General features: G+C 66.4%; 20 protein-coding genes and 1 other RNA gene. 12 read left to right on the top strand and 9 right to left on the bottom strand.

The window, feature by feature from the left end:
- Window positions 1-5: 5 nt before the first annotated feature.
- The 6 genes from glpK to ACCQ07_RS01820 form a co-directional block, all read right to left on the bottom strand.
- Entirely contained in the window at window positions 6-1,505 is a 1,500-nt protein-coding gene (glpK, locus tag ACCQ07_RS01795; RefSeq protein WP_057682097.1) for a glycerol kinase GlpK, read from the bottom strand.
- A gap of 139 nt (window positions 1,506-1,644) precedes the next feature.
- A complete protein-coding gene (locus tag ACCQ07_RS01800) occupies window positions 1,645-2,466 on the bottom strand; it encodes an MIP/aquaporin family protein (protein ID WP_008577967.1) in 822 nt (273 codons plus the stop codon).
- Between the two features lie 174 nt (window positions 2,467-2,640).
- Window positions 2,641-4,155 carry a glycerol-3-phosphate dehydrogenase gene (gene glpD / locus ACCQ07_RS01805; protein WP_338334686.1) on the bottom strand — a complete coding sequence of 505 codons (1,515 nt, stop codon included), beginning with the start codon at window positions 4,153-4,155 and terminating at the stop codon, window positions 2,641-2,643.
- 223 nt (window positions 4,156-4,378) lie between these two features.
- The gene (locus ACCQ07_RS01810) at window positions 4,379-5,206 is read right to left on the bottom strand and encodes a DeoR/GlpR family DNA-binding transcription regulator (protein ID WP_008577964.1); all 828 of its coding nucleotides are present in this window, start codon (window positions 5,204-5,206) and stop codon (window positions 4,379-4,381) included.
- A 341-nt stretch (window positions 5,207-5,547) separates the two neighbouring features.
- Window positions 5,548-6,531 carry a PDR/VanB family oxidoreductase gene (locus ACCQ07_RS01815; protein WP_008577963.1) on the bottom strand — a complete coding sequence of 328 codons (984 nt, stop codon included), beginning with the start codon at window positions 6,529-6,531 and terminating at the stop codon, window positions 5,548-5,550.
- Window positions 6,532-6,631: 100 nt separating this feature from the next.
- Window positions 6,632-7,708 (bottom strand): aromatic ring-hydroxylating dioxygenase subunit alpha, encoded by a 1,077-nt coding sequence (locus ACCQ07_RS01820; RefSeq protein ID WP_372363724.1) that lies wholly within the window; start codon window positions 7,706-7,708, stop codon window positions 6,632-6,634.
- Between the two features lie 251 nt (window positions 7,709-7,959).
- On the opposite strand from ACCQ07_RS01820, the gene ACCQ07_RS01825 reads away from it, so the two are divergent.
- The 10 genes from ACCQ07_RS01825 to ACCQ07_RS01870 all read left to right on the top strand — a co-directional run bounded on the left by ACCQ07_RS01825 (window position 7,960) and on the right by ACCQ07_RS01870 (window position 16,378).
- A complete protein-coding gene (locus ACCQ07_RS01825) occupies window positions 7,960-8,823 on the top strand; it encodes a CoA transferase subunit A (protein ID WP_029818387.1) in 864 nt (287 codons plus the stop codon).
- Window positions 8,820-9,608: a CoA-transferase subunit beta gene (locus ACCQ07_RS01830; RefSeq protein ID WP_014089108.1), complete on the top strand. Its 789-nt coding sequence runs from the start codon at window positions 8,820-8,822 to the stop codon at window positions 9,606-9,608. Before ACCQ07_RS01825 ends, ACCQ07_RS01830 begins: the two co-directional genes overlap by 4 nt.
- Window positions 9,605-10,813 carry a 3-oxoadipyl-CoA thiolase gene (gene pcaF, locus ACCQ07_RS01835; RefSeq protein ID WP_372165024.1) on the top strand — a complete coding sequence of 403 codons (1,209 nt, stop codon included), beginning with the start codon at window positions 9,605-9,607 and terminating at the stop codon, window positions 10,811-10,813. The genes ACCQ07_RS01830 and pcaF overlap by 4 nt, the downstream gene beginning before the upstream one ends.
- A 78-nt stretch (window positions 10,814-10,891) precedes the next feature.
- Window positions 10,892-11,626: a protocatechuate 3,4-dioxygenase subunit beta gene (gene pcaH / locus ACCQ07_RS01840; RefSeq protein ID WP_008577958.1), complete on the top strand. Its 735-nt coding sequence runs from the start codon at window positions 10,892-10,894 to the stop codon at window positions 11,624-11,626.
- A 4-nt stretch (window positions 11,627-11,630) separates the two neighbouring features.
- Entirely contained in the window at window positions 11,631-12,194 is a 564-nt protein-coding gene (pcaG, locus tag ACCQ07_RS01845; RefSeq protein WP_008577957.1) for a protocatechuate 3,4-dioxygenase subunit alpha, read from the top strand.
- Window positions 12,195-12,551: 357 nt separating this feature from the next.
- On the top strand, window positions 12,552-13,904 hold the full coding sequence (locus ACCQ07_RS01850; RefSeq protein WP_014089112.1) for a 3-carboxy-cis,cis-muconate cycloisomerase: 1,353 nt from the start codon (window positions 12,552-12,554) through the stop codon (window positions 13,902-13,904).
- A 10-nt stretch (window positions 13,905-13,914) separates the two neighbouring features.
- Entirely contained in the window at window positions 13,915-14,697 is a 783-nt protein-coding gene (pcaD, locus tag ACCQ07_RS01855; RefSeq protein WP_029818393.1) for a 3-oxoadipate enol-lactonase, read from the top strand.
- Between the two features lie 26 nt (window positions 14,698-14,723).
- Window positions 14,724-15,137 carry a 4-carboxymuconolactone decarboxylase gene (pcaC, locus tag ACCQ07_RS01860; RefSeq protein ID WP_008578104.1) on the top strand — a complete coding sequence of 138 codons (414 nt, stop codon included), beginning with the start codon at window positions 14,724-14,726 and terminating at the stop codon, window positions 15,135-15,137.
- Window positions 15,138-15,316: 179 nt separating this feature from the next.
- A complete protein-coding gene (locus ACCQ07_RS01865) occupies window positions 15,317-16,243 on the top strand; it encodes an alpha/beta hydrolase (RefSeq protein ID WP_127171875.1) in 927 nt (308 codons plus the stop codon).
- Between the two features lie 60 nt (window positions 16,244-16,303).
- A non-coding RNA gene (locus tag ACCQ07_RS01870) (sX9 sRNA) lies at window positions 16,304-16,378 on the top strand.
- A gap of 224 nt (window positions 16,379-16,602) precedes the next feature.
- Here ACCQ07_RS01870 and ACCQ07_RS01875 read toward each other — a convergent pair.
- A complete protein-coding gene (locus ACCQ07_RS01875) occupies window positions 16,603-17,463 on the bottom strand; it encodes an IclR family transcriptional regulator domain-containing protein (protein WP_014089115.1) in 861 nt (286 codons plus the stop codon).
- 148 nt (window positions 17,464-17,611) lie between these two features.
- Between ACCQ07_RS01875 and ACCQ07_RS01880 the strand changes: the two genes are divergently transcribed.
- Together ACCQ07_RS01880 and ACCQ07_RS01885 are read left to right on the top strand one after the other, a co-directional pair.
- Window positions 17,612-18,472: a PA4780 family RIO1-like protein kinase gene (locus ACCQ07_RS01880; RefSeq protein WP_008578107.1), complete on the top strand. Its 861-nt coding sequence runs from the start codon at window positions 17,612-17,614 to the stop codon at window positions 18,470-18,472.
- 253 nt (window positions 18,473-18,725) lie between these two features.
- Window positions 18,726-19,694 carry an alpha/beta hydrolase gene (locus tag ACCQ07_RS01885; RefSeq protein ID WP_136733343.1) on the top strand — a complete coding sequence of 323 codons (969 nt, stop codon included), beginning with the start codon at window positions 18,726-18,728 and terminating at the stop codon, window positions 19,692-19,694.
- Between the two features lie 298 nt (window positions 19,695-19,992).
- On the opposite strand, the gene ACCQ07_RS01890 is transcribed toward ACCQ07_RS01885, so the two are convergent.
- Together ACCQ07_RS01890 and mnmG are read right to left on the bottom strand one after the other, a co-directional pair.
- Complete coding sequence (locus tag ACCQ07_RS01890; RefSeq protein WP_008578109.1) at window positions 19,993-20,673, bottom strand: DUF2490 domain-containing protein; 681 nt, start codon at window positions 20,671-20,673, stop codon at window positions 19,993-19,995.
- A gap of 238 nt (window positions 20,674-20,911) precedes the next feature.
- Window positions 20,912-22,816, bottom strand: a complete 1,905-nt coding sequence (gene mnmG, locus ACCQ07_RS01895) for a tRNA uridine-5-carboxymethylaminomethyl(34) synthesis enzyme MnmG (protein ID WP_372363725.1) — start codon at window positions 22,814-22,816, stop codon at window positions 20,912-20,914.
- Between the last annotated feature and the right edge of the window lie 128 nt (window positions 22,817-22,944).

Here is a 22,944-nt window from a genome sequence, read left to right on the forward strand (position 1 = left end):
CAGTGTCAGCTGATGCGGAATCCCATCGTCGCTTCCACTGCTTGCTGCCAGCCGGCGTAGAGCGCTTGGCGCTTGTCGTCGGCCATGGCCGGCTCGAAGCGACGATCCACGGCCCACTGTTTGGCGATTTCTTCGCGGCTGCCCCAGAATCCAGTTGCCAGCCCTGCCAGATACGCCGCACCCAGCGCAGTGGTTTCCGCAACTTCCGGGCGGAGTACCGGCACATTGAGAATGTCACTCTGGAACTGCGCCATGAAGTCGTTGGCGATGGCGCCGCCGTCGGCACGCAGTTCTTTCAGCTCGATGCCGGAATCGCTTTGCATCGCGGTGAGCACGTCGCGGGTCTGGTAGGCCATCGATTCGACTGCTGCACGCACGAAGTGTTCCTTGGTGGTACCACGCGTCAGCCCGAACACCGCGCCGCGGATGTCGCTGCGCCAGTACGGCGCGCCCAGGCCGACGAAGGCCGGCACGATGTACACGCCATCGTTGTCGCCGGCACGCTCGGCATAGGCTTGCGAGTCGCTGGCCTTGCCCAGCATGCGCAAGCCATCGCGCAGCCACTGCACCACCGAGCCGGCAACGAAGATCGCGCCTTCCAGCGCGTATTCGACCTTGCCGTCGATGCCCCAGGCAATCGTGGTCAGCAAACCGGCCTTGGACGCCACCGCCTTGTCGCCGGTATTCATCAGCATGAAACAGCCGGTGCCATAGGTGTTTTTCGCCATGCCCGGTTCGAAGCAGGCCTGGCCGAACAACGCGGCCTGCTGGTCGCCGGCGATGCCGGCGATGGGCACCTGTTCGCCGTAGAAGTACTGGGTCTGGGTCATGCCATAGATCTCGCTGGACGAACGCACGTCCGGCAGCATCTGCGCAGGCACGTCCAACATGGCCAGCAGTTCAGCATCCCACTCAAGCGTGTGGATGTTGAACATCATGGTGCGCGAGGCATTGGTGTAGTCGGTGACGTGCACCTTGCCGCCGGTGAGATTCCAGATCAGCCAACTGTCGATGGTGCCGAACGCCAGTTCGCCTTTCTGCGCGCGTTCGCGCGCGCCTTCGACGTGGTCGAGAATCCACTTGACCTTGGTTCCGGAAAAATACGCATCGATCAGCAGGCCGGTCTTCTCGCGCACCATCTGCTCATGCCCGGCCTCCTTGAGCTGGGTGCAGATGTCCTTGGTCTGCCGCGATTGCCACACGATGGCGTTGTAGATCGGCTGGCCGGTGGCCTTGTCCCACACCACCGCGGTCTCGCGCTGGTTGGTGATGCCGATCCCGGCGATCGCGCGCGCATCGATCTGCGCGTTGTTGAGCAGTTCGGTGATGGTGGTATAGACGCTGGTCATGATCTCGCGCGGGTTGTGTTCCACCCAGCCCGGCTGCGGAAAGATCTGGCCGAATTCGCGCTGCGCCACGCCGGCCACCTTGCCCTGGCGGTCGAACAACATCGCGCGTGAGCTGGTGGTGCCTTGATCGATCGCAAGGACGTACTGCTTTTCCATCGAAAATTCCTCGAACAATGCCGGCATTGGCGCACGGCGAGAAAGGTCGGTGCAGGCGATGACGCCGCGTGGCCATCAGGGTTTGGCCACAGGTAACTTCACGCGTCGTCAGCGTGATTGTTGGCTTGGCGCAGCACCATCACAGTGGATCGAGCGGTTTGCTGCCGCCTTGCAGATGGCGCACCCGCGCCGGCAGGAATGGCAGGATCAGCCACTGATAGGCCAGCGCGCCGATCGGCCCGCCGATCAACGGGCCAACGATCGGGATCCACCAATAGTTGTCCTTGGCCGGCAACGCGGCCTCGCCCCAGCCGGCGAAATACGCGAACAGGCGCGGGCCGAAGTCGCGCGCCGGGTTCATCGCCCAGGCCTCCAGATAGCCCATCGACGCGCCCAGCGTGGCGACCAGCAAGCCGATCATCAACGCGCCGGAGTTGGCAGTGGGTGCGGCCTCGTTGAACTGCTCGGTGATGGCGAAGATGCCGAAGATCAGGAACGCCGTGATGATGATCTGGTCGACCAGTGCATGCATCGGCGTGACCGCCAGCCCCGGTGCGGTGAAGAACACCCCGGCTGCGCCGCCGGCTTCGCGGGTGAGCTGCTGCACCTGGTTGAAGTGATCGATCACCGGCCCGTACAACTGATAGACGATGGCCGCGCCCAGGAATGCGCCGACCACCTGCGCAAACCAGTAGGGCAATACCTTCTTCCAGGAAAAACCGCGGAACAGTGCCAGCGCCAGCGTGACCGCCGGATTGGCGTGCGTACCGGACACCGAGCCGGTCACGTAGATCGCCAGTGTCACCGCCAGGCCCCAGGCGATACACACGCCCCAATAGGCGTTTTGATAAGGGCTGGGGTCGTACAGGATGTACATCGCCGCCACCGAATCGCCGAGCGCGATGATGATGAACATCGCGACCGCCTCGGAGATCAACTCACCTACGAGTTGCCGGCTCATGCGTGCATGCCCGCAAGGTCGAAGATGCAGAAAACAGCGTGCAGCGCGCTTGCTCGCGCGCAGCGGTGGTCGGTGATGCTCATCTGGGGTGCCCTCCACGTGACTTGGGTGACGCTGGCTGAAGCGCCGGAATACGTTGCCGGGCGACCCGTCCTCGCCGGCAACGCGGTGTGTTCAAGCAGAAACGGCATCGCGTTGCCGGATCGGCTGCGTCTGCAGATAGTCTTCAAGGCGCTGCCGCCCGGCCGCATCGATCCGCAGGCCGAGCTTGCTGCGCCGCCACAGGATATCGTCGGCAGCCACCGCCCATTCGTGTTGGCGCAGGTAATCCACCTCGGCCTGGTACAGGTCCGCACCGAAGTGCGTGCCCAGATCGGCCAGGCTCTGCGCATCGCCAAGCAGTTGTTCGGCGCAGGTGCCGTAGTTGCGCACCAGCCGCTGCGCAGTCGCCGCCGGCAGCCAGGGGCGCGCGCGGCCGACGCGTTCCAGCAGGCTGGCGATATCGCGCTGCTCGCCGCCTGGTAATGCCTCCCCATGTGCGGTCCACGCCGGCTTGCGTGCGCCCAGCGCGTGGGTGAGCCGGTCCACTGCCTCTTCGGCGAGCTTGCGATAGGTGGTCAGCTTGCCGCCGAACACGTTGAGCAACGGCGCACCCTCGGTGACCACTTCCAGCTGGTAATCGCGGGTCACTTCGGCTGCGTTGTCTTCGGCGTCGTCCAGCAACGGGCGCACGCCGCTGTAGTTCCACACCACATCGGCGGGGGAGATCTGCTGCTGGAAATACAGGTTCACCGCATCGCACAGGTACTGCACCTCGGCAGCATCGATCTTCGGCGCGGCGGGGTCGGCTTCGTAGTCCACGTCGGTGGTGCCGATCAAGGTGAAGTCGTGCTCGTAGGGGATGGCGAACACGATGCGCCGGTCCGGTTGCTGGAAGATGTACGCATGGTCGTGATCGAACAGCTTGGGCACCACGATATGGCTGCCCTTGACCAGCCGCAATGCGTGTTCGTGCGGCACCGAGGCCACGGTGTCCAGGAACGCCACTGCCCAGGGGCCGGCCGCATTGGCGAGCGCGCGCGCCTGCACCGTGCGGCGGCGGCCCTCGCGGTCTTCGAGCTCGGCATACCAGAAGCCGGCATCGCGCCAGGCGCCGACACAGCGCGTGCGCGTGTGGATCTTGGCGCCGCGCCTGGCGGCGTCCATCGCGTTGAGCACCACCAGCCGCGCGTCCTGCACCCAGGCGTCCGAATACACGAAGCCGGTGCGCAACGATTCCTGCAGCGGCGCACCGACCGGGTGCGTCCGCAGCGACAGCCGCCGCGAGCGTGGCAGGCTGCGCTTGCTGCCGCCCAGATGGTCGTACAGGAACAGCCCGGCGCGGATCATCCATGCCGGGCGCAGGTGCGGTTGGTGGGGCAGCAGGAAGCGCAACGGCCAGATGATGTGCGGGGCCAGCCGCAGCAACACTTCGCGCTCGGCCAGTGCCTTGCCGACCAGCGCGAATTCGTACTGCTCCAGATAGCGCAGGCCGCCGTGAATGAGTTTGGTACTGGCGCTGCTGGTATGCGCGGCCAGGTCGTCCTGCTCGCACAGGCACACCGACAGACCGCGCCCGGCCGCATCACGGGCAATGCCGACCCCGTTGATGCCGCCGCCGATTACCAGAAGATCGTACATCTCGCCCATCGGTGCCTCCGTCCGGGCGCGCTGATGAGCGAACCCAAGTTGTCATGTTCGAACATATTCGAACATCGAACCTTGCGGGGGCGTGAAGATGGACAGCTTTAGTATCAGCGGTGACGTACGCGCGAATCGGCGATGAAAGAGCAGATTAAGAGATGGCGTACCTAGCTGGCCCGATGGTTTTCGGCGGCTATCGCGTAAAAACGCTCAAAAACGAACATCGAACTCAGGCGGTTCCGTCCGCGTCCGCCAGGTGCACCCGGGTACCGGCCTCGGCCAGGACGCTCGCCAACTCCTGCGGCGGCGGCCGGTCGGTAAACCAGTCGTGCACCTGGGCGAGGGCGCCCAGCCGCACCATGGCGTTGCGACCGAATTTGCTGTGATCGGCGGCCAGCAGCACGTGCCGCGAGTGCTCGATGATGGCCTGCGCCACGCGCACTTCCTGGTAATCGAAATCCAGCAGGGTGCCGTCCAGATCGATACCGGAAATGCCGATCACCCCGAAGTCCACCTTGAACTGGCGGATCAGCTCCACCGTCGCCTCGCCGGTCACGCCCTGGTCGCGCCCGCGCACCACACCGCCGGCCACGATCACCTCGAAACTGGGGTTGGCGCTGAGCATCACCGCCACGTTGAGGTTATTGGTGATCACGCGCAGCCCGCGGTGCTGCAGCAACGCGCGTGCGACTTCTTCGTTGGTGGTCCCCAGGTTGATGAACAGCGAGGCATCGTCGGGAATGAAACGCGCCACACGTGCGGCGATGTGCTGCTTTTCGCGGGCCTGCAGCGCTTTGCGTGCGGTGTAGGCCAGATTCTCCACGCTGGAGGGCATGCTGACGCCGCCGTGATAGCGGCGCAGCACGCCGGCATCGCAGAGCAAGGTCAGATCGCGGCGGATGGTCTGCGGCGTCACCTCGAAGCGTGTGGCCAAACCTTCGACCTCGGCAAAGCCCTGCTGCCGCACCAGCGCCACCAATTGCTCCTGGCGCGGGTTCAACGCCGGCGCCGGGACCGTCCTGTAGTGAGTCGACTCCATGCGCAGATGATCGCGCATACGCGTGAGGATGCAAACACGGCGGGGTGCACGCTGAGCGCGACAGGGGCTTGCCGGCGAACATCGGCCTGAAGCGGTGCACGCGTGGCGACATGCCGGACGCGCTGCGCTGAGGCTGCACGGTTCTGGAGGCATACGATTACCCGGCAGGCTCGGCCAGGGCTCGGTAAAGATCGCCGCCTTCGGTGTGTGCGTGCTGAAGCGCCAACGAGAAGGTGGGCAGCAACGCGTGGACACGCAGTGGGTCGTGCCGATGAAACGCGGGCGCCGCAAACGCGTTGCTCGCTGAAGCCGGTATCGACCGCAACCGCCGGACGATGCGCAGCCGGCCGGATGCCGGCTCAGCCCAGCTCGCTGCGATAGCCGGTGTCGATGCTGATGCTGCCGCCCACCGCACGCGACACGCAGGCACAGAGCTTGCGATTCTCCCGGCGCTGCTCGTCGCTGAAGAACACGTCGCGGTGATCGATATCGGCGGAGCTGTCCAGCACGTCCACCGCGCACAGGCCGCATTCGCCACGGCGGCACTCGGCGATCAGCTCCACCCCGGCGTCGGCCAGTGCGTCCAGCATCGATTCGTTTTCAGCGACCGGCACTTCCAGGCCCAGCCCCGGCAATTTCACCACGAACGCCTGCGCCGGCACCCGCCCGCTATTGCCGAAGGTTTCGAAGTGCAGGCGCGCACGCGGCCGGCCGGCGGCGTGCCAGTGCTGGCGTACCGCCTCGAGCATGCCCAGCGGCCCGCACACATACACCTCGGCATTGGGCGACAGGCGCGCCAGTTCGGCAGCCAGATCCGGCGGGCCGGCGCTGTCGTCGCATTGCAGTTGCAAACGTTCGCCTAGCAGTGCTTCCAGCGTGTCGACATACGCCATTGCGCTGCGCGAGCGGCCGGCGTACAGCAGACGGAACGCGCGGTGGCCACGCGCCAGCCGCTGCGCCATGCCGACGATCGGGGTGATGCCGATACCGCCGGCAATCAGCAGGATTTCCTCGCCGCTTTCATCCAGCGCGAAGTTGTTGCTGGGCGGCGACATCTCCACCACATCGCCCGGGGCAAGCGTCCACATATGCAGCGAGCCGCCACGGCTGTCGGGCATTTGCCGCACTGCGATCTGGTAGTACCCGTCGGCACGCGGTTCGCCCACCAGCGAATACGAGCGCACATCGTCGCGACCATGCAGCTGCACACGAAAATCCACATGGCTGCCCACCTCGAAGCTGCGCGCAGCGGTGCCGGGATCGAGCACGATTTCGCGCACGCCCGGGCAGGCGTCGGCAATGCTGACGACGCGGGCGCGATGCCACTGGGTGTCTTTACGCATGAAGGGCTCCAGGCAATGAGGTCTGCCGGCCGGCGCCGGCTGTGATGGCGCCGCAATGCGGCGCTGTGAGCGATGACATGGCTGGCCGCATGCGAAGTGCTTAGCCCACCATGCGCAGCGACAGATCCTGCGCGCGTTGTTCCTGTGCGATCAGGCGGTCGATCACGCGTCGCGCCCACATCCCGCCGGCATCGACGTTGAGGTTGTAGAAGGTGTGATCCGGATGCGCATCGATGGCGCGTTGCTGCGCCTCCAGCACCACTTCGTCCTCGCCGAAGATGCCGGCGATGGTGTTAGTGTGCGTGGTGGTGGTCGATTGATCGTGCAGCGCATAGTTGCGCATGAAGGCCCAGAAATAATGACACGTGCGATCAGTTTCCGGGGTCACGGTATTGAGCACATAGGCGTTGACGCCCTGGCTGCGATCGCCTTCCGGCGCGCCGGTGCCGGCGATGGCCACGCCGACATCGATGGCGATGGTGGCGGGTGCTTCGAAGCGAATGATCTGCCAGCGATCGACCTTGCCGTGGTAGTCCAGATGGCGGGCGATCTGGCCGCCCCAGAAGGGCGGTGGGTCGATGTTGCGCATCCAGCGCGACACGACAACGCTGCGATCGCCATGCACTACATCGAAGGGCGTTTCGGCCACCTCGTCCTGGCCGATGCTGGAGCCGTGCACGAAGGTCTCGTGGGTCAGGTCCATCAGGTTGTCCAGCACCAGCCGATAGTCGCACTTGGCATGGATGGTGCGGCCATCGCCGGCCCAGGCCGGATCGTGCGCCCAGTGCAGGTCGGGAATCAGGCGCGTATCGGCCTTGGCCGGGTCGCCCGGCCAGATCCATACGTAGCGGTGTTTTTCGGCCACCGGAAAGCTGCGCACGCAGGCCGAGGGATTGATGGTGTCCTGCGAGGGCATGTCCACGCAGCGCCCCTGCGTGTTGTAGACCAGCCCGTGATAGCCGCAGACCACGTCGTCGCCGCGCAGCTTGCCCATCGACAAGGGCACCAGCCGATGCCAGCAGGCGTCTTCGAGCGCAACGACCGTACCGGCGGTGGTGCGGTAGACCACCACGTCCAGGTTGCAGAGCTTGCGCGGGCTGAGCACGTGCTTGATCTCATGGTCCCAGGCAACTGCGTACCACGCATTGAGGGGAAACAGCGGCTTGGACTGGGACATGACCGTGACTCCTGGGTGTGTAGGCAACCTGGATGCGACGCGGCGTGCGCCGGCCTGCAGCTAGTTGGCGCGCATCGCAACGCTGGCGTCTGCTTGTGAGCGAAGTTATGTATACACCGGAGACAATGTGGGCGCGTTACGGCTCTGCCGAAATTGTGCGAATATCGATTTGAATCACCGATTATCGGATTGACCACCCTGCCGGCTGCGCCTACCGTGACCCCACGCTCGCTGTGCTGGAAGGGAACGCAATGGCCGAAATCGTCGCTCTCGCGGAAGCGGTGTCGCAGCTGATCGCCGATGGCGATTGCGTGGCGATGGAAGGCTTCACCCATCTGATTCCGCATGCGGCCGGGCACGAGGTGATCCGTCAGCACAAGCGCGCGCTGCGTCTGGTGCGCATGACCCCCGACCTGATCTACGACCAGCTGATCGGCGCCGGTTGCGCGGCAGCGCTGCGGTTTTCCTGGGGCGGCAATCCCGGCGTCGGTTCGTTGCACCGGCTGCGCGATGCAGTGGAACACGCCTGGCCGCAGCCGCTGCAGATTCGCGAACACAGCCACGCCGATATGGCCAATGCCTATGTGGCCGGTGCGTCGGGGCTGCCGTTTGCAGTGCTGCGCGGGTATGTCGGTTCGGATCTGCCGCGCGTCAACGACAGCATCAAGTTCCTGCAGTGCCCGTATACCGGCCAAACGCTGGCCACCTCGCCGGCCGTCAACCCCGATGTCACAGTGATCCACGCCCAGCGGGCCGACCGCCGCGGCAACGTGTTGCTCTGGGGCATTCTGGGCGTGCAGAAGGAAGCGGTGCTGGCAGCGCGCAAGGTGATCGTGACGGTGGAAGAGATCGTCGACAGCCTGGACGCGCCGCCCAATGCCTGCATCCTGCCGCGTTGGGTTGTCGATGCGGTCTGCGTTGTCCCTGGTGGCGCGGCGCCCTCGTATGCGCATGGCTACTACGCGCGCGACAATCGGTTCTATCTGGCCTGGGATGCGATCGCGCGCGACCGTGCGAAGTTCCAGGCCTGGATCCAGACGCATATTCTCGACACCGACGATTTCGCCGGTTTTCAGCGCGTGTATGCACAGTCCCAGCAGCAGGTGGCCGCATGAGCGCCTACAGCACCAACGAGATGATGACGGTGGCTGCCGCGCGCCGCCTGCCCGATGGCGCAGTGTGTTTTGTCGGTATCGGCTTGCCGTCCACTGCCGCCAACCTGGCTCGGCTTACGCATGCACCGGACGTCACCTTGATTTACGAATCCGGCCCGATCGGTGCGCGCCCGCAGGTGTTGCCACTCTCGATCGGCGACGGCGAGCTGGCCGAAACCGCCGACACCGTGGTCTCCACGCCGGAGATCTTCCGCTACTGGCTGCAGGGCGGGCGCGTGGATGTGGGCTTTCTGGGGGCGGCGCAGATCGATCGGTACGCCAACCTCAACACCACCGTGATTGGCTCCTACGCTGCGCCGAAAACGCGCCTGCCCGGCGCCGGTGGCGCGCCGGAAATTGCCGCCAGCGCCAAGCGGGTGTTCATCATCATGCGCCAATCCGAACGCAGCTTCGTGTCGCGGTTGGACTTCATCACCACGGTCGGGCATCTGGACGGTGGCGATGCGCGCGCGCGCGCCGGCCTCCCCGGCGCCGGCCCGACCGTGGTCGTCACCGACCTGTGCGTGATGGAACCCGACCCCGTGACCCGCGAACTCACCGTGACCTCGCTGCATCCCGGCGCCACGCGCGAGCAGGTCAGCGCGGCGACCGGGTGGCCGATCCGGTTCGCCGCCGACCTTGCACAAACCACGCCGCCCAGTACCGCCGAGCTGGATGCCTTGCGCGCGCTGCAGGCACGCACCGATGCAGCGCATGGTGTGCAGGCAATGGGAGCCCAGGCATGAGTGAGGTGTACCTGATCGATGGCATCCGCACGCCGATCGGCCGTTACGGTGGCGCCTTGTCCAGCGTGCGCGCCGACGATCTAGGCGCAGTGCCCATCGCCGCATTGCTGGCGCGGCAGTCGCAGCTGGAGCCGGCCGCAATCGACGATGTGTACCTGGGCTGCGCCAACCAGGCCGGCGAAGACAATCGCAATGTCGCGCGTATGAGTCTGTTGCTGGCCGGCCTGCCGTCTTCGGTGCCGGGCAGCACGCTCAATCGCCTGTGCGGCTCGGGCCTGGACGCGATCGGCACGGTAGCGCGCGGCATCCGTGCCGGCGAACTGGATCTTGCCATTGCCGGCGGCGTCGAATCGATGTCGCGCGCGCCGTGGGTGATGGGCAAGGCCGACAGCGCCTTCGCCCGCACCCAGCAGCTGGAAGACACCACCATGGGCTGGCGCTTCATCAATCCGCGCCTGCAGGCGGTCTATGGCACCGAACTGATGGGTGAAACGGCGGAAAACGTGGCGCAGCGGTACGCCATCGCGCGCGAAGACCAGGATGCGTTCGCACTGCGCAGCCAGCAACGCGTGGCGGCGGCGCAGGCAGCCGGTTTCTTCGATGCGGAAATCACCCCGGTGGCCGTGGCAGCACGCAAGGGCGGCGATGCCTCCACGGTCGAACACGATGAAGCGCCGCGGCCCACCACCACGGCCGAGATGCTGGCCAAGCTCAAACCGGTGTTTCGCCAGCCCGGCACCGTGACGGCCGGCAATGCCTCCGGTCTCAACGATGGCGCCGCTGCCTTGCTGCTGGCCTCGGCGCAGGCGGTACAGGCGCATCGGTTGACGCCGCGCGCGCGGGTGCTGGGGTTTGCATCGGCAGGTGTGGAGCCGGCATACATGGGCATCGGCCCGGTGCCGGCCACGCAGCGCCTGCTGGCGCGCTTGCACCTGCGCATCGCGCAGTTCGATGCGATCGAACTCAATGAAGCCTTCGCTGCGCAGGCGCTGGCCTGCACGCGCGCATTGGGCCTGGCCGACGATGCCGCACACGTCAATGCCAACGGTGGCGCCATTGCGCTCGGGCATCCGCTCGGCATGAGCGGCGCGCGGCTGGCGCTGACCTTGCTGCGGCAGCTGGAGGCGGGCAACGGGCGACTCGGGCTGGCCAGCATGTGCATCGGAGTGGGGCAGGGCGTGGCGTTGGCGATCGAGCGCCTGTGAACCGGCTGTTGCAACCTCCCTCGTCCTTCCCTTGCACTCATGTCGTTCTGGTCGTCTTGTTGCCGACGGAGATTCAAGATGCGCGATCCCACCGCTGACCAACCTGCCATCGCCGACCCGCTGCTCGGCTACCGCCGCAGCCGGCCCGGGACACAGCCGGCCTACCTGCATCCGGCATACGCTTCCACCACGTTGCGAGGGCCTACGCGTGATCCGATCGACCTGCCGGTCACGCTGTCGGAAGTCACCGGCCCGCGGCTGGATCGGCTCACGCTGGGCGCGCACGCGGCCGATCTCACTGCAGGGTTCAGTGGCGCGCCGCTGGGCGAGCGCATCATCGTCTCCGGCCGCGTGCTCGACGAAAACGGCAGGCCGGTCCGTAACAGCGTGGTGGAAGTGTGGCAATGCAACGCGGCTGGTCGCTACCAGCACGCTGGCGATCGGCACGATGCACCGCTGGACCCCAACTTCCGCGGCACCGGCCAGGTGCTGACCGATGAGCACGGCCGCTACAGTTTCAAGACCATCAAGCCGGGCGCGTATCCGTGGCGCAATCACTACAACGCCTGGCGGCCTGCGCACATCCATTTTTCGTTGCACGGCGATGGCATCGGGCAGCGGCTGGTCACCCAGATGTATTTCCCCGGCGACCCGCTGCTGGCGCACGACCCCATCTTCAACTGTGTCGACGATGCGCTGGCGCGCGAACGCATGGTGTCCAGTTTCGACTGGGAAAACGCGGTCAGCGAGTACGCGTTGGCCTACCGCTTCGACATCGTCTTGCGCGGTCGCAAGCAAACTGTCTGGGAGTGACACAATGAGCCTGCATGCAACGCCGTCGCAGACCGTCGGGCCGTATTACCGGCTGGGATTGGAGCCGCTGTATCGCCAACAGATCGCACCTGCGCAGGCCGCGGGCACGCATGTGCAGATCAGCGGTTGCATCTTCGATGGCGCCGGCGCGCCAGTGGCCGATGCGGTGCTGGAAGTGTGGCAAGCCGATGCTGCGGGCATCTATGCGCATGTGGCCGACGGTCGCTGCGAGGCCCACGACCCCAGCTTCGACGGCTGGGGCCGCGTGCCCACCGATGCCAACGGGCGTTTTACCTTCAGCACCATCAAGCCGGGCAGGGTGGCGGGCCCGGACGGCAAGCAGCAGGCGGCGCATCTGACGGTGCTGGTCTTCATGCGCGGCCTCTTGCGCGGGGTGTCGACGCGGCTGTATTTCGCCGACGACCCACACCTAGGCAGCGACCCGATCCTGGCGCTGGTGCCGGCCGAGCGGCGCGCCACCTTGCTGGCCCAGCCGCATCCAGGCGGTGCGTACACGTGGGACATCCACATGCAGGGCGACGCGGAAACGGTGTTCTTCCGCTATTGATCCGCATGCCGATGTTGAAACGCCGTATGCGTACAGGGACAGCGCTGCATCCTGCCGGCACGCGGCCACGTCCACAGGGCCACAGGCGCCGCTGCACGAGCGCCTGCTGCCGAAACATCGCCAGGGTATCTCCGGCGACAAGCAGTGCGCCGTGACGCCTCACGCACATGCATCCGGGGCAGCGCGCATCGTGGCAGGCAGGCGCACACGTGCACTCGCGTGCACGCAGCGCAAGCACGCATGGCCTCATCCACATCATCCCGGCAGTGCCAGGCGCGCCCGATGCATTGCCCTTTGGTCTAGTTGGCACCTTGGTACATCGGTGCGATGCTGCCGGCTCGCCTAGAGATGCAATGCATGAGTGCGACATCTTCGTTGTTGGGATCCTTGTTCGGCGAGCCTGCGTGCGAGGCCTTGTTCGACGATGCCGCGCGCGTGCAGGCGATGCTGCAGTTCGAATCGGCGCTGGCGCGCGCCCAGGCGCAGTGCGGGGTGATTCCCGCCGAGGCCGCGCAGGCCATTGCCGCTGCCTGCGATGTGCAGCACTACGATCTGGCCGCGCTGGCGCAGGCCACGGCGCTGGCCGGCAATCCCGCCATTCCGCTGGTCAAGGCGCTGACCGCGCAGGTGGCCGCGCACGACAACGCCGCCGCGCGCTGGGTGCACTGGGGCGCCACCAGCCAGGACGTCATCGATACGGGCACGGTGCTGCAGCTGCGCGCCGCACTGGATCTGCTGCTGCCGCGTCTGCACGCCCTGTGCGCCGATCTGGCGGTGCTGGCCGAACGCGAGCGCAACACCGGCCTGCCCGGTCGCACCCTGCTGCAGCAGGCCGTGCCGGTCACCTTCGGGCTCAAGGTCGCCGGTTGGCTGGACGCCCTGCAGCGTGCGCAGCGGCGCCTGCACGCCTTGCGGCACGATGCCTTGGTGCTGCAGTTCGGCGGCGCGGCCGGCACCCTGGCCTCGTTGCAGGGCCGTGGCCTGGAAGTGGCGCAGGCGCTGGCGAGCGCCCTGGCGTTGCCGCTGCCCGCGCTGCCCTGGCATACCGCGCGCGACCGCATCGTCGAGGTCGGCTGCGCCTTCGGTCTGCTGGCCGGCACGCTGGGCAAGATCGGCGGCGATGTGGTGTTGCTGATGCAAACGGAGGTGGGCGAAGCGTTCGAGCCGGCCGCCGCCGGCAAAGGTGGCTCCTCGGCGATGCCGCACAAGCGCAATCCGGTCTCCAGCGTGGCAGCCGTGGCTGCGGCCACACGCGTACCGGGCCTGGTCGCCACCTTGTTCAGCGCCATGGCGCAGCCGCACGAGCGCGCAGCCGGGCAATGGCATGCCGAGTGGGACACCTTGCCGCAGATCGTCTGCCTCACCGCCGGTAGCCTGGCGCAGATGCAGCTGTGCCTGTCGGGTCTGGAACTGGATCGCCCACGCATGCAGGCGCATCTGGACAGCCACGGCGGGCTGCTCTACGCCGAGGCGGCCGTGTTCGCGCTTGCGCCACACCTGGGCAAGCCGCAGGCGCACGCCCTGGTGGAACAGGCAGCGCTGCGCGCGCAGGCGCAGCAACGGCATTTGCGCGAGGTGCTTGGCGAGCACGCGCAGGTGAGCGCGGTGCTCACGCACGCGCAACTGCAGGCAGTGTTCGATAGCGCAAGTTGGCGCGGCATGTCCTCGGTGTGGATCGACCGCGTGCTGGCTGGATCTTCTTCCTGTTGACGGTGCCTCGATGGCTTATCTCCAGTTGCCCACGCATCGCCTGCACTACCGCCTGGACGGCACCGAAGGACGCCCCTGGCTGACTTTCTGCAATTCGCTGGGCACCGATCTGCACATGTGGGACGTGCAGCTCGAAGCCTTCGCTCCGCACTACCGCATCCTGCGCTACGACCGCCGCGGCCATGGGTATTCGGAGACGCCGCCCGGCCCGTACAGCGTCGCCGACCTGGGTCAGGACGTGCTGGCACTGTGGGACGCCCTGGAGATCGCGCAAAGCGATTTCTGCGGCCTGTCGATCGGCGGGCTCACCGGCCAGTGGCTGGGCCTGCATGCACCGCAGCGCTTGCGCCGGCTGGTGGTGTGCGCCACCGCGCAGAAGATCGGCAGTGCCGCCACCTGGGAAACCCGCATCGAACAGGTGCGCAGCGAAGGCCTTCCGACGCTGATCGATGCCACGCTGCAGCGCTGGTTTACCCCCGAATTTGCCATCAGCCATGCGCAGCGCCTGGACATGATCGCTGCTGCCTTCGTGTCCACTTCGCCTGCCGGCTACATCGCCTGCTGCCAGGCGGTGGCCGATGCGGACTTCCGCGGCGCATTGGACGGGCTAAGCCTGCCGCTGCTGGCGCTGGCCGGCGACGACGACCCGGTGTGCCCGCCGCCTGACCTGCGCGAGATCGCCTATGCCGCGCCGGACGGGCATTACGCCCAGGTGCCCGGCCGCCACATCTGCAACCTGGAATCGCCGGCCGCGTTCAACCAGGCGGTGCTCGGCTTTCTTCAGGGCCAGTGAGCTTTCCCACCTTGCAAGGACACCCCATGCACGAAGACGAACGTTATCAAGCCGGCATGCGCGAACGCCGACGCGTCCTTGGCGATGCGCACGTCGACCGTGCGCTGGCCGCGCGTAGCGAATTCACCGAAGAATTTCAGGACCTGATCACCCGCTACGCCTGGGGCAGCATCTGGACCCGCGACGGCCTGCCGGCCCACACCCGTTCGCTGATCACCCTGTCGATGATGATCGCGCTAGGCCACGATGAAGAATTCAAGCTGCACGTGCGTGCGGCGCGCAACAACGGCGTCACGCCTGCGCAGATCAAGGAAGTGCTGCTGCAGGCGGCGATCTACTGCGGCGTGCCGGCCGCCAACCACGCGTTCGCGCTGGCCAGGCCGATCCTGGAAGAACAAGCGGCCGACGCCGGCGCAGCCTCGGCGGCGCAACCGCGGTAAGAGTGGTCTCCGGGCGGCGGGCAACCGACTGCGCTCAGCGCCCGGCGCGTGTGGTCGGCATTCGGTGCGGCGGGAACCACTCGTACACTGTGGTGCCTGGCGCGCCGTCCAGAATCGCCTGCCGACTGCGCGCACACGCGTATTGGCGGCGCTCAACCCACCGCAACCGGAGACATTGCATGCTGCATCGATTGGTCTGCCTGCTGGTGGTGTCATTGGCAACCGCGGCGCTGCACGCACAACCGCAGCCCGGCCCCGGCACCGTGTCGGCGCGGGTGCGTACCGACGATGGCCAGACGCTGACCGTGTGGTCGCGCGTGCCCGCGCAGCCACGTGGCACGATCGTGCTGGTGCACGGCCGCACCTGGAGCGCATTGCCCAACTTCGATTTGCAGGTGCCTGGCGAGCCGCGTGACGCGCGCTCTGTCCTTGCAGCGCTCGCGCAAGCCGGGTTTGCCGCGTATGCGGTGGATCTGCGCGGCTACGGCGGCAGCCCACGCGACCGCACGGGCTGGAATACGCCCGCCCGTGCAGTGGCCGATGTCCGCAATGTGCTGGCCTGGGTCGCGCAGACCCATCCCGGCCTGCCGCCGCCGGCATTGCTGGGCTATTCCAACGGCGCGCGGGTGGCGTTGCTGCTCGCGCAGCAGCAACCGCAGGCGATGTCTGCCCTGGTGTTGTTTGGCTTCCCCGATGACGTGGATGCAGCGCCCGCGCCGGCGGTTCCGGCAGATCGGCCCTTGCGCGCACCCACCACGGCCGCTGCGGCCGGTGAGGACTTCATCACCGCCAATGCGGCACCACCGGGCGTGCGTGCGGCTTACGTCGCCCAGGCGCTGGCAGCGGACCCGGTGCGCACCGACTGGCGCGCCATGGAGCAGTTCGCCTTCCACCCCGAGCAAGTCGCGACGGTGCCGGTCTTGCTGTTGCGCGGCGTCGACGACCCGATCGCCACCCAGGCAGACAACGCGCATCTCTACGCACGCCTGCGCAGCGAAGATCGCAGCTGGGTGACCCTACCGCACGCCGACCACGTGGCCCAGGTCGAAGACAGCCACGCGGCGTGGGTGGATGCGGTAGTGAGCTTTCTGCGCCGGCCGCGCTAGGAGCCGTCAACAAAAGACTGCGCGGCCGTCAGGCGGGCGTGGTCGGTGCCCGGTGCGGCATTGCAACCTCGTGCATTGCGGTTCCTGTGCGTCATCCGCATCCATCTGCCGACTGCTCGCTACGTCTTGTTTGCCGCCTGGGTCGGGACGCGTGCAACAGCAAGTGGCGATCAATTCGAACAGGCCTGGCCTGGCGCTTTGCGATGTGCAGCCTCGCATGCACGTCGGGCACGCGCGCAATGCGTGGACGCGATTGCTTTTGACCTCTGCCAGCCACCACTGCGCCACTAGCGCTTATGCAGCACAGCGGCAGGTCAGATGCATCGCGGGCGACGCCCGCGCCAACGCAAGGTGCTGCACTAACTCAGCAAGGTTCCCAGCCGCTGCGCCGCCTGCTTCAGCGGTTCCAGCAACTGCGTTTGCATCGTCTGCAGGCTCACCCGCCCGGCCTGGGCGCCGATGTTGAGCGCGGCGATCACCTCGCCGCGCAGGTTGCGCACCGGCACGGCGATCGAGCGCAGGCCGATTTCCAGTTCCTGATCGGTCAGGCACATGCCTTCGCGGCGCGTGCGCGCCAGCACCTCCAGCAGCGCCGAGGCCTGGGTCACCGTGCGGTCGGTCCGCGGACGCAAGGTGGTGCGTTCCAGATACGCCTGCAAGGTGTCGCCGGGCAGGGCGGCCAGCAACACCCGCCCCATCGAGGTGCAGTAGGCCGGCAGCCGCGTCCCCGGGCGCAGCCCGATCGACATGATGCGCACCGTTTCCGAGCGCGCCACGTACAGCAGATCGTCGCCATCCAGCACGCCCAGCGAACACGATTCGTGCAGTTGGTCGCGCAGCCCGTCCAGGACCGGCTGTGCGGCCGCGGTCATCGATGAAGACGCCGCGTACGCGCCGCCGATGCCCAGCACGCGCGGCAGCAACACGTAGCCACGTCCCTGCTCGCCCACATAGCCCAGCTTGGCCAGCGTATGCAGCACGCGCCGGACGGCTGCGCGCGAGATACCGGTTTCCAGGCTGATCTGCGACATCGTCACTTCGCGCGCGTGCTGCGCGAACACGCTCAGCACCACCAGCCCGCGCCCCAGCGAGGTCATGAAGTCCGGATCGCCCTGGGCGGCGGCGATCTGCTGCATCAGCTCATGCGGCAGGCCGCGATCGCTGCCGGCCGCAACCACGGTGGCGGGACGTTTGCGGCGGCTGGAGGCGGGCTCGGGCATAGGAGTGCGGCAGCGGACAGGTCCGTGCATGGTAAGCGCTCGCGCCATGGCATGCCCCGGCTCACACTCTGTGCGTGGGCATGTAAGCGCTTCACCCTGCTTGCCGCATAATCGCCGCTGGTTTGTGACGGATCGGTGCTCTTAGTCCATGAAAACCCCCAACGGCCTGCAGCCGCTGATCGACGACGGCGTCATCGACGAAGTGCTGCGACCACTGAAGAGCGGCAAGGAAGCATCCGTCTACGTCGTGAGCGCAGGCGCCGAGATCCTGTGCGCCAAGGTCTACAAGGACATGGCGCAACGCAGTTTCCAGGCGCGCGTGCAGTACCAGGAAGGCCGCAAGGTGCGTGGCAGCCGTCAGGCCCGCGCGATGGGCAAGGCCACCAAGTTCGGCCGCAAGGAAGCTGAAACCGCCTGGAAGAACACCGAAGCCGACGCGCTCTATCAACTGGTGGATGCCGGGGTGCATGTGCCCAAACCGCGCGGTTACTTCCACGGCGTGCTGCTGATGGATCTGGTCACCGATGACGCCGGTCACAGCGCACCGCGGCTGGGCGAGGTGGACCTGGAACCCGAGCAGGCGCGCGCCTTCCACACCAGCCTGATCGGCGATGTGGTCAAGATGCTGTCGCTGGGCCTGGTGCACGGCGATCTGTCCGAATACAACGTGCTGGTTTCGCCCGATGGCCCGGTGGTGATCGACTTTCCGCAGGTGGTCAGTGCCGCTGGCAACAATGCCGCGCGCGACATGCTGCTGCGCGATGTGCACAACCTGCGCGACTGCCTGGGCCGTTTCGCGCCCGAGCTGCTGGACACCCATTACGGCGAAGAGATGTGGGCGCTGTTCGAAAAGGGCGAACTGCGCCCGGACAGCGTGCTCACCGGGCGGTTCAAATTCGACACCCGCCGCGCCGATGTACGCGCCGTCCGTGCCTCGATCGAAGATGCGCGCCAGGAAAACCTCATTCGCCAGCAAGGCCGCGAAGCGGCTGCCGAAGACAACGACTAGGAAGCGCCAACAGGCCGCAGCAGCAGCGCATTGGTTGCGATGCAGCGCAGCAAATTCAGCGCGCACGCTGCAGTCATTGCGACATCGCCGAGCGGCCAATCTGCGCGTGTGCGGCCACTTTTTCAGCAATTTTGGGCTTTTTTGCGTACGTGCCCGGACCACCGGCCTTTTTGTCGGTACTGATTAACGATTTGAATAGTGATGGTTCATAACAATCTGGCAAGCTCGACCATCGCTTATCGGAGAGTTCGTCATGTCGTTTGATCCTGATGTCGTGCGTCTGTTCGCCCAGCTTCAAGAGGCGGCGCAGCCGCCCATGGAAACCCTGCCGATCGAAGGCGCGCGCGCGATGATGCGCGCGGTGGGCGCGCAGTTCGGTTTCCCGCGCATCGAGATGGCCGAGGTACGCGATCTGCAGGCCGACGCCGCCACCGGTGCAGTGCCTTTGCGCTTGTACCGCCCCACGGGGCTCGCGGCCGGCCCAGCCCCGACCTGCCTGTTCGTGCACGGCGGCGGCGGTCTGGTGGGCGATCTGGAATCGCATGACGATGTGTGCCGGCAACTGGCGGCGCGTGCTGGCTGTCAGGTGTTGGCGATCCATTACCGTCTGGCCCCCGAGCATCCGGCGCCGGCCGGCGTGGAAGATGTCATCGCGACGTTGCATTGGCTGGTTGCGCACCCGGACACGGTCGGCGCCGATGTGCAGCGCCTTGCCGTCTGCGGCGACAGTATCGGCGGCGCCATGGCCGCGGTTGCCGCATTGGCCGCGCGCGATGCCGGCATCGCCTTGCGTTGCCAGCTGCTGGTCTATCCGCTGACCGACGCGCGCCAGGACAGCGGCGTGTATCCATCGCGCTCGCTCAATGCCGGCCTGCCACCGTTGACTGCGGCAGCGGTGGAATTCTTCAACCGCCATCTGCTGCCGGATATGGCGGTGGCCAATGACTGGCGTGTCTCGCCGATGCTGGCGCCGGATGTCGCCGGCGTTGCGCCTGCGCTGGTCGTGGTCTGCGACCGCGACATGCTGTACGACGAAGGCCGCGCCTATGCCGAGCGCCTGCGTGCGGCGGGAGTGGAGGTCACCCTGCATAGTTTCCCGGGCATGATCCACGGCTTCATCAACATGGGCAGCGTCTTGCGTGCCGCCGGTGAAACGCTGGACCTGGCGGCGTTGACGCTACGCCAGCGCCTGCTGCCCGCGATCGAACGCAGGGCCGCCTGACAGCCTGCGGCAGCCGTGCCGAGGCACGCGCTGCCGCACCTGTGGCGGTGTCACTGCAGCGTCGGGGCGTGTGTCACCGCGTGCGGGCTCGCCTCGCAAAAAGAACACCTGGGTGCAGCCGTGCGCCGGCAGCTGTGTGGGCGCCAAGGGCGCTGTGCACCACGCGAACCGTCACGGTCGTCATCGGTGGCTCGTCGGCAACCCGCAGGTCCTGTCGAAACTAGTCAGCATGGCGCCGGGGTCGATTGAACGCAGCGCTTTCAACTTCGCCCTGCATTGGCCCACGCGCACGTGATGCTCAAAAATTGAAGCGGAACGTGGTCATCAGGACGTGGTTTTCCCGATCCACCGTACGCGTGTTGACGAACTGATTCAGGTAACCGACATCGGCGTTGGCAATGGCATTGAATTTCCAGTTGATGCCGACAAACACCCGGTTCTGATCGAGACCGCGTTGTGCGCCCCATCGGGTCTGATCCAGATTGACGAACACTTCGTTGAACGCCACCCACGACAATTGCGGACTGAACCCGCTGGGGCGCACCGCGCGGATCATCTGCCGCACGCGATACCCTTCATCGCTGAAGCCTTCGCGGTGACGCTGTTCCAGGCGCGTGCGGCTGGTAACGGTGATCTCGGCGATCGGATCGAATTGATATTGAAATTGCCCCCACCAGCGATTCTCGCGGTTGGATGGCTGCCCGGCCGGATGGCTGATGATGGTGTCGTAACCCATCCAGACACTGGCCTTGGGATTGAGCCGATAGAACACGGCAGGGCGCAAGATCAGTTGATCGAACTGTTCGCCTTCCTCGCGCCAGCGCGGATGCACATCCATGCTCCAGTACAGGTTTTCGACCGGCAGCTTGCCTTGCGCGTAGACGCTCAGCCAGTAACGCCCGTCTTCTTCGGTCCTGGCATGCGCCGGCCAACTGCATGCCAGGGTCAACAGCAGGAGGGCGCAGGCGCTGCGAAACATCGCCGGCAGTAACGTGCGAGATGCGTTCATGTGTCGAAATGTGTCGTCGTTGGCAAATCATAGCAATAACGCTTGAGTCCGCTTCGACCGTTCGGTCGGCTCAGGTCGCCTTTGCTCGCCCGCATGTTCGCTAATCGGCACACGCCATCGTTTCGCGATGACTGGCGCGCTCACTGCTGCCTTCAGAGGGATGGATGGCCCGGCGATCGCTGCCGACGGGCAGCGATCGTCGCGTCGATCACGCCACCTGGCTGCGCCGCGCGCGCTCTAGATGCACCAGCAGCAGCGAGATCGCTGCCGGCGTCATGCCGGGAATCCGTTGTGCCTGGCCGATGTGCTGGGGACGCACGCGCTCGAGTTTCTGTTGCACTTCGATCGACAGGCCGCGCACGCTGGCGTAATCGAAACCTTCCGGGATCGGCGTGGTTTCGTGACGTTGCTGACGCGCGATATCGTCGCGCTGGCGATCCAGATAACCGGCGTACTTGACGCTGATCTCGACCTGCTCGGCCACCTGCGCATCGTCCACGCCCGGGCCCAGGGTCGGCACCCGCATCAAGGTGGCGTAGTTGAGTTCGGGGCGCTTGATCAGATCCAGCACATTGGTTTCGCGGCTGACCGTCACGCCCAGCGCGTCGGCCACCTCGCGGCCCAGCGCATTGCCCGGTGTGGCCCACAGCGTCGACAACCGCGCGGTTTCGCGTTGCACGGCCTCCTGCTTGGCCGCAAAGCGCGCCCAGCGCGCGTCGTCCACCAGGCCCATCGCACGGCCGACGCCGGTCAGCCGCGCATCGGCATTGTCCTCGCGCAGCTGCAAGCGGTATTCGGCGCGGCTGGTGAACATGCGATACGGCTCGGTGGTGCCGTGGGTAATGAGATCGTCCACCAGCACGCCCAGGTAGGCCTCGTCGCGGCGCGGCGACCACGCCGGCAGCCCCTGCACGTGGCGCGCTGCGTTGAGTCCGGCCAGCAGACCCTGGGCGGCGGCCTCTTCGTAACCGGTGGTGCCGTTGATCTGCCCGGCGAAGAACAGCCCGCCCACCGTCTTGGTCTCCAGCGAGGCCTTGAGCCCGCGCGGGTCGAAGAAGTCGTACTCGATGGCGTAGCCGGGGCGGGTGATGTGCGCGTTCGCAAAGCCGTGGATCGAGCGCACCAGCGCCAGCTGCACATCGAACGGCAGCGAGGTGGAAATACCGTTGGGATAGATCTCGGCCACCTCCAGCCCTTCGGGTTCGACGAAGATCTGGTGGCTGGTCTTCTCGGCAAAACGCACCACCTTGTCTTCGATCGACGGGCAGTAGCGCGGGCCGATGCCTTCGATCTGCCCCGAATACAGCGGCGAGCGGTGCAGCGCGTTGCGAATGATCTCGTGGGTCTGTTCGGTGGTCTGGGTGATCCAGCAGCTGACCTGGCGCGGATGGTCGCTGACCTGGCCCATGAACGACATCACCGGCAATGGGTCGTCGCCGGGTTGCTCGGCCATCACGCCGTAATCGAGGGTGCGCCCGTCGATCCGCGGCGGGGTGCCGGTCTTGAGCCGGTCGATCGCGAACGGGCGCTCGCGCAGGCGCGCGGCCAGCGTGGTGGCCGGCGGATCGCCCATGCGCCCGGCCGCGTACTGCGTTTGGCCGACATGGATCTTGCCGGCCAGGAACGTCCCGGCGGTCAGCACCACCGAAGGCGCTTGGAAACGTAGCCCGGTCTGGGTGATGACGCCGCGCACGCTGTCGGCTTCGGACGTGCCGTTGTGGACGATCAGATCGTCCACTGCCGCCTGGAACACGGTCAGGTTGGGCTGGGCCTCGACGATGCAGCGGATCGCAGCGCGGTACAGGTTGCGATCGGCCTGGCAGCGCGTGGCACGCACTGCCGGCCCCTTGGAGGCGTTGAGCGTGCGCCACTGGATGCCGGCCAGATCCGCGGCGCGTGCCATCGCCCCGCCGAGTGCGTCGATCTCCTTGACCAGGTGGCCCTTGCCGATCCCGCCGATGGCCGGGTTACAGCTCATCGCGCCCACCGTCTCGATGTTGTGGGTAAGCAACAAGGTGCGCGCCCCTGTGCGTGCAGATGCCAGGGCGGCCTCGGTGCCGGCATGACCGCCACCGATCACGATGACGTCGTAGCGATAGAAGGAGTCGGACATGGGCGTGGACCAGGAGCGGGAAAAGGAAAACGGCCGCGAAGTATCGGCTGAAGGGCGGGCGAGGTCACTCGTTCGCTAGAAAATGTGATGAAAATCACAATTTACGTACGTGACCCTCAAGTTGGCAT

The sequence above is a fragment of the Xanthomonas sp. NCPPB 3583 genome, from assembly GCF_041475715.2.
GTDB lineage: Bacteria > Pseudomonadota > Gammaproteobacteria > Xanthomonadales > Xanthomonadaceae > Xanthomonas > Xanthomonas euvesicatoria.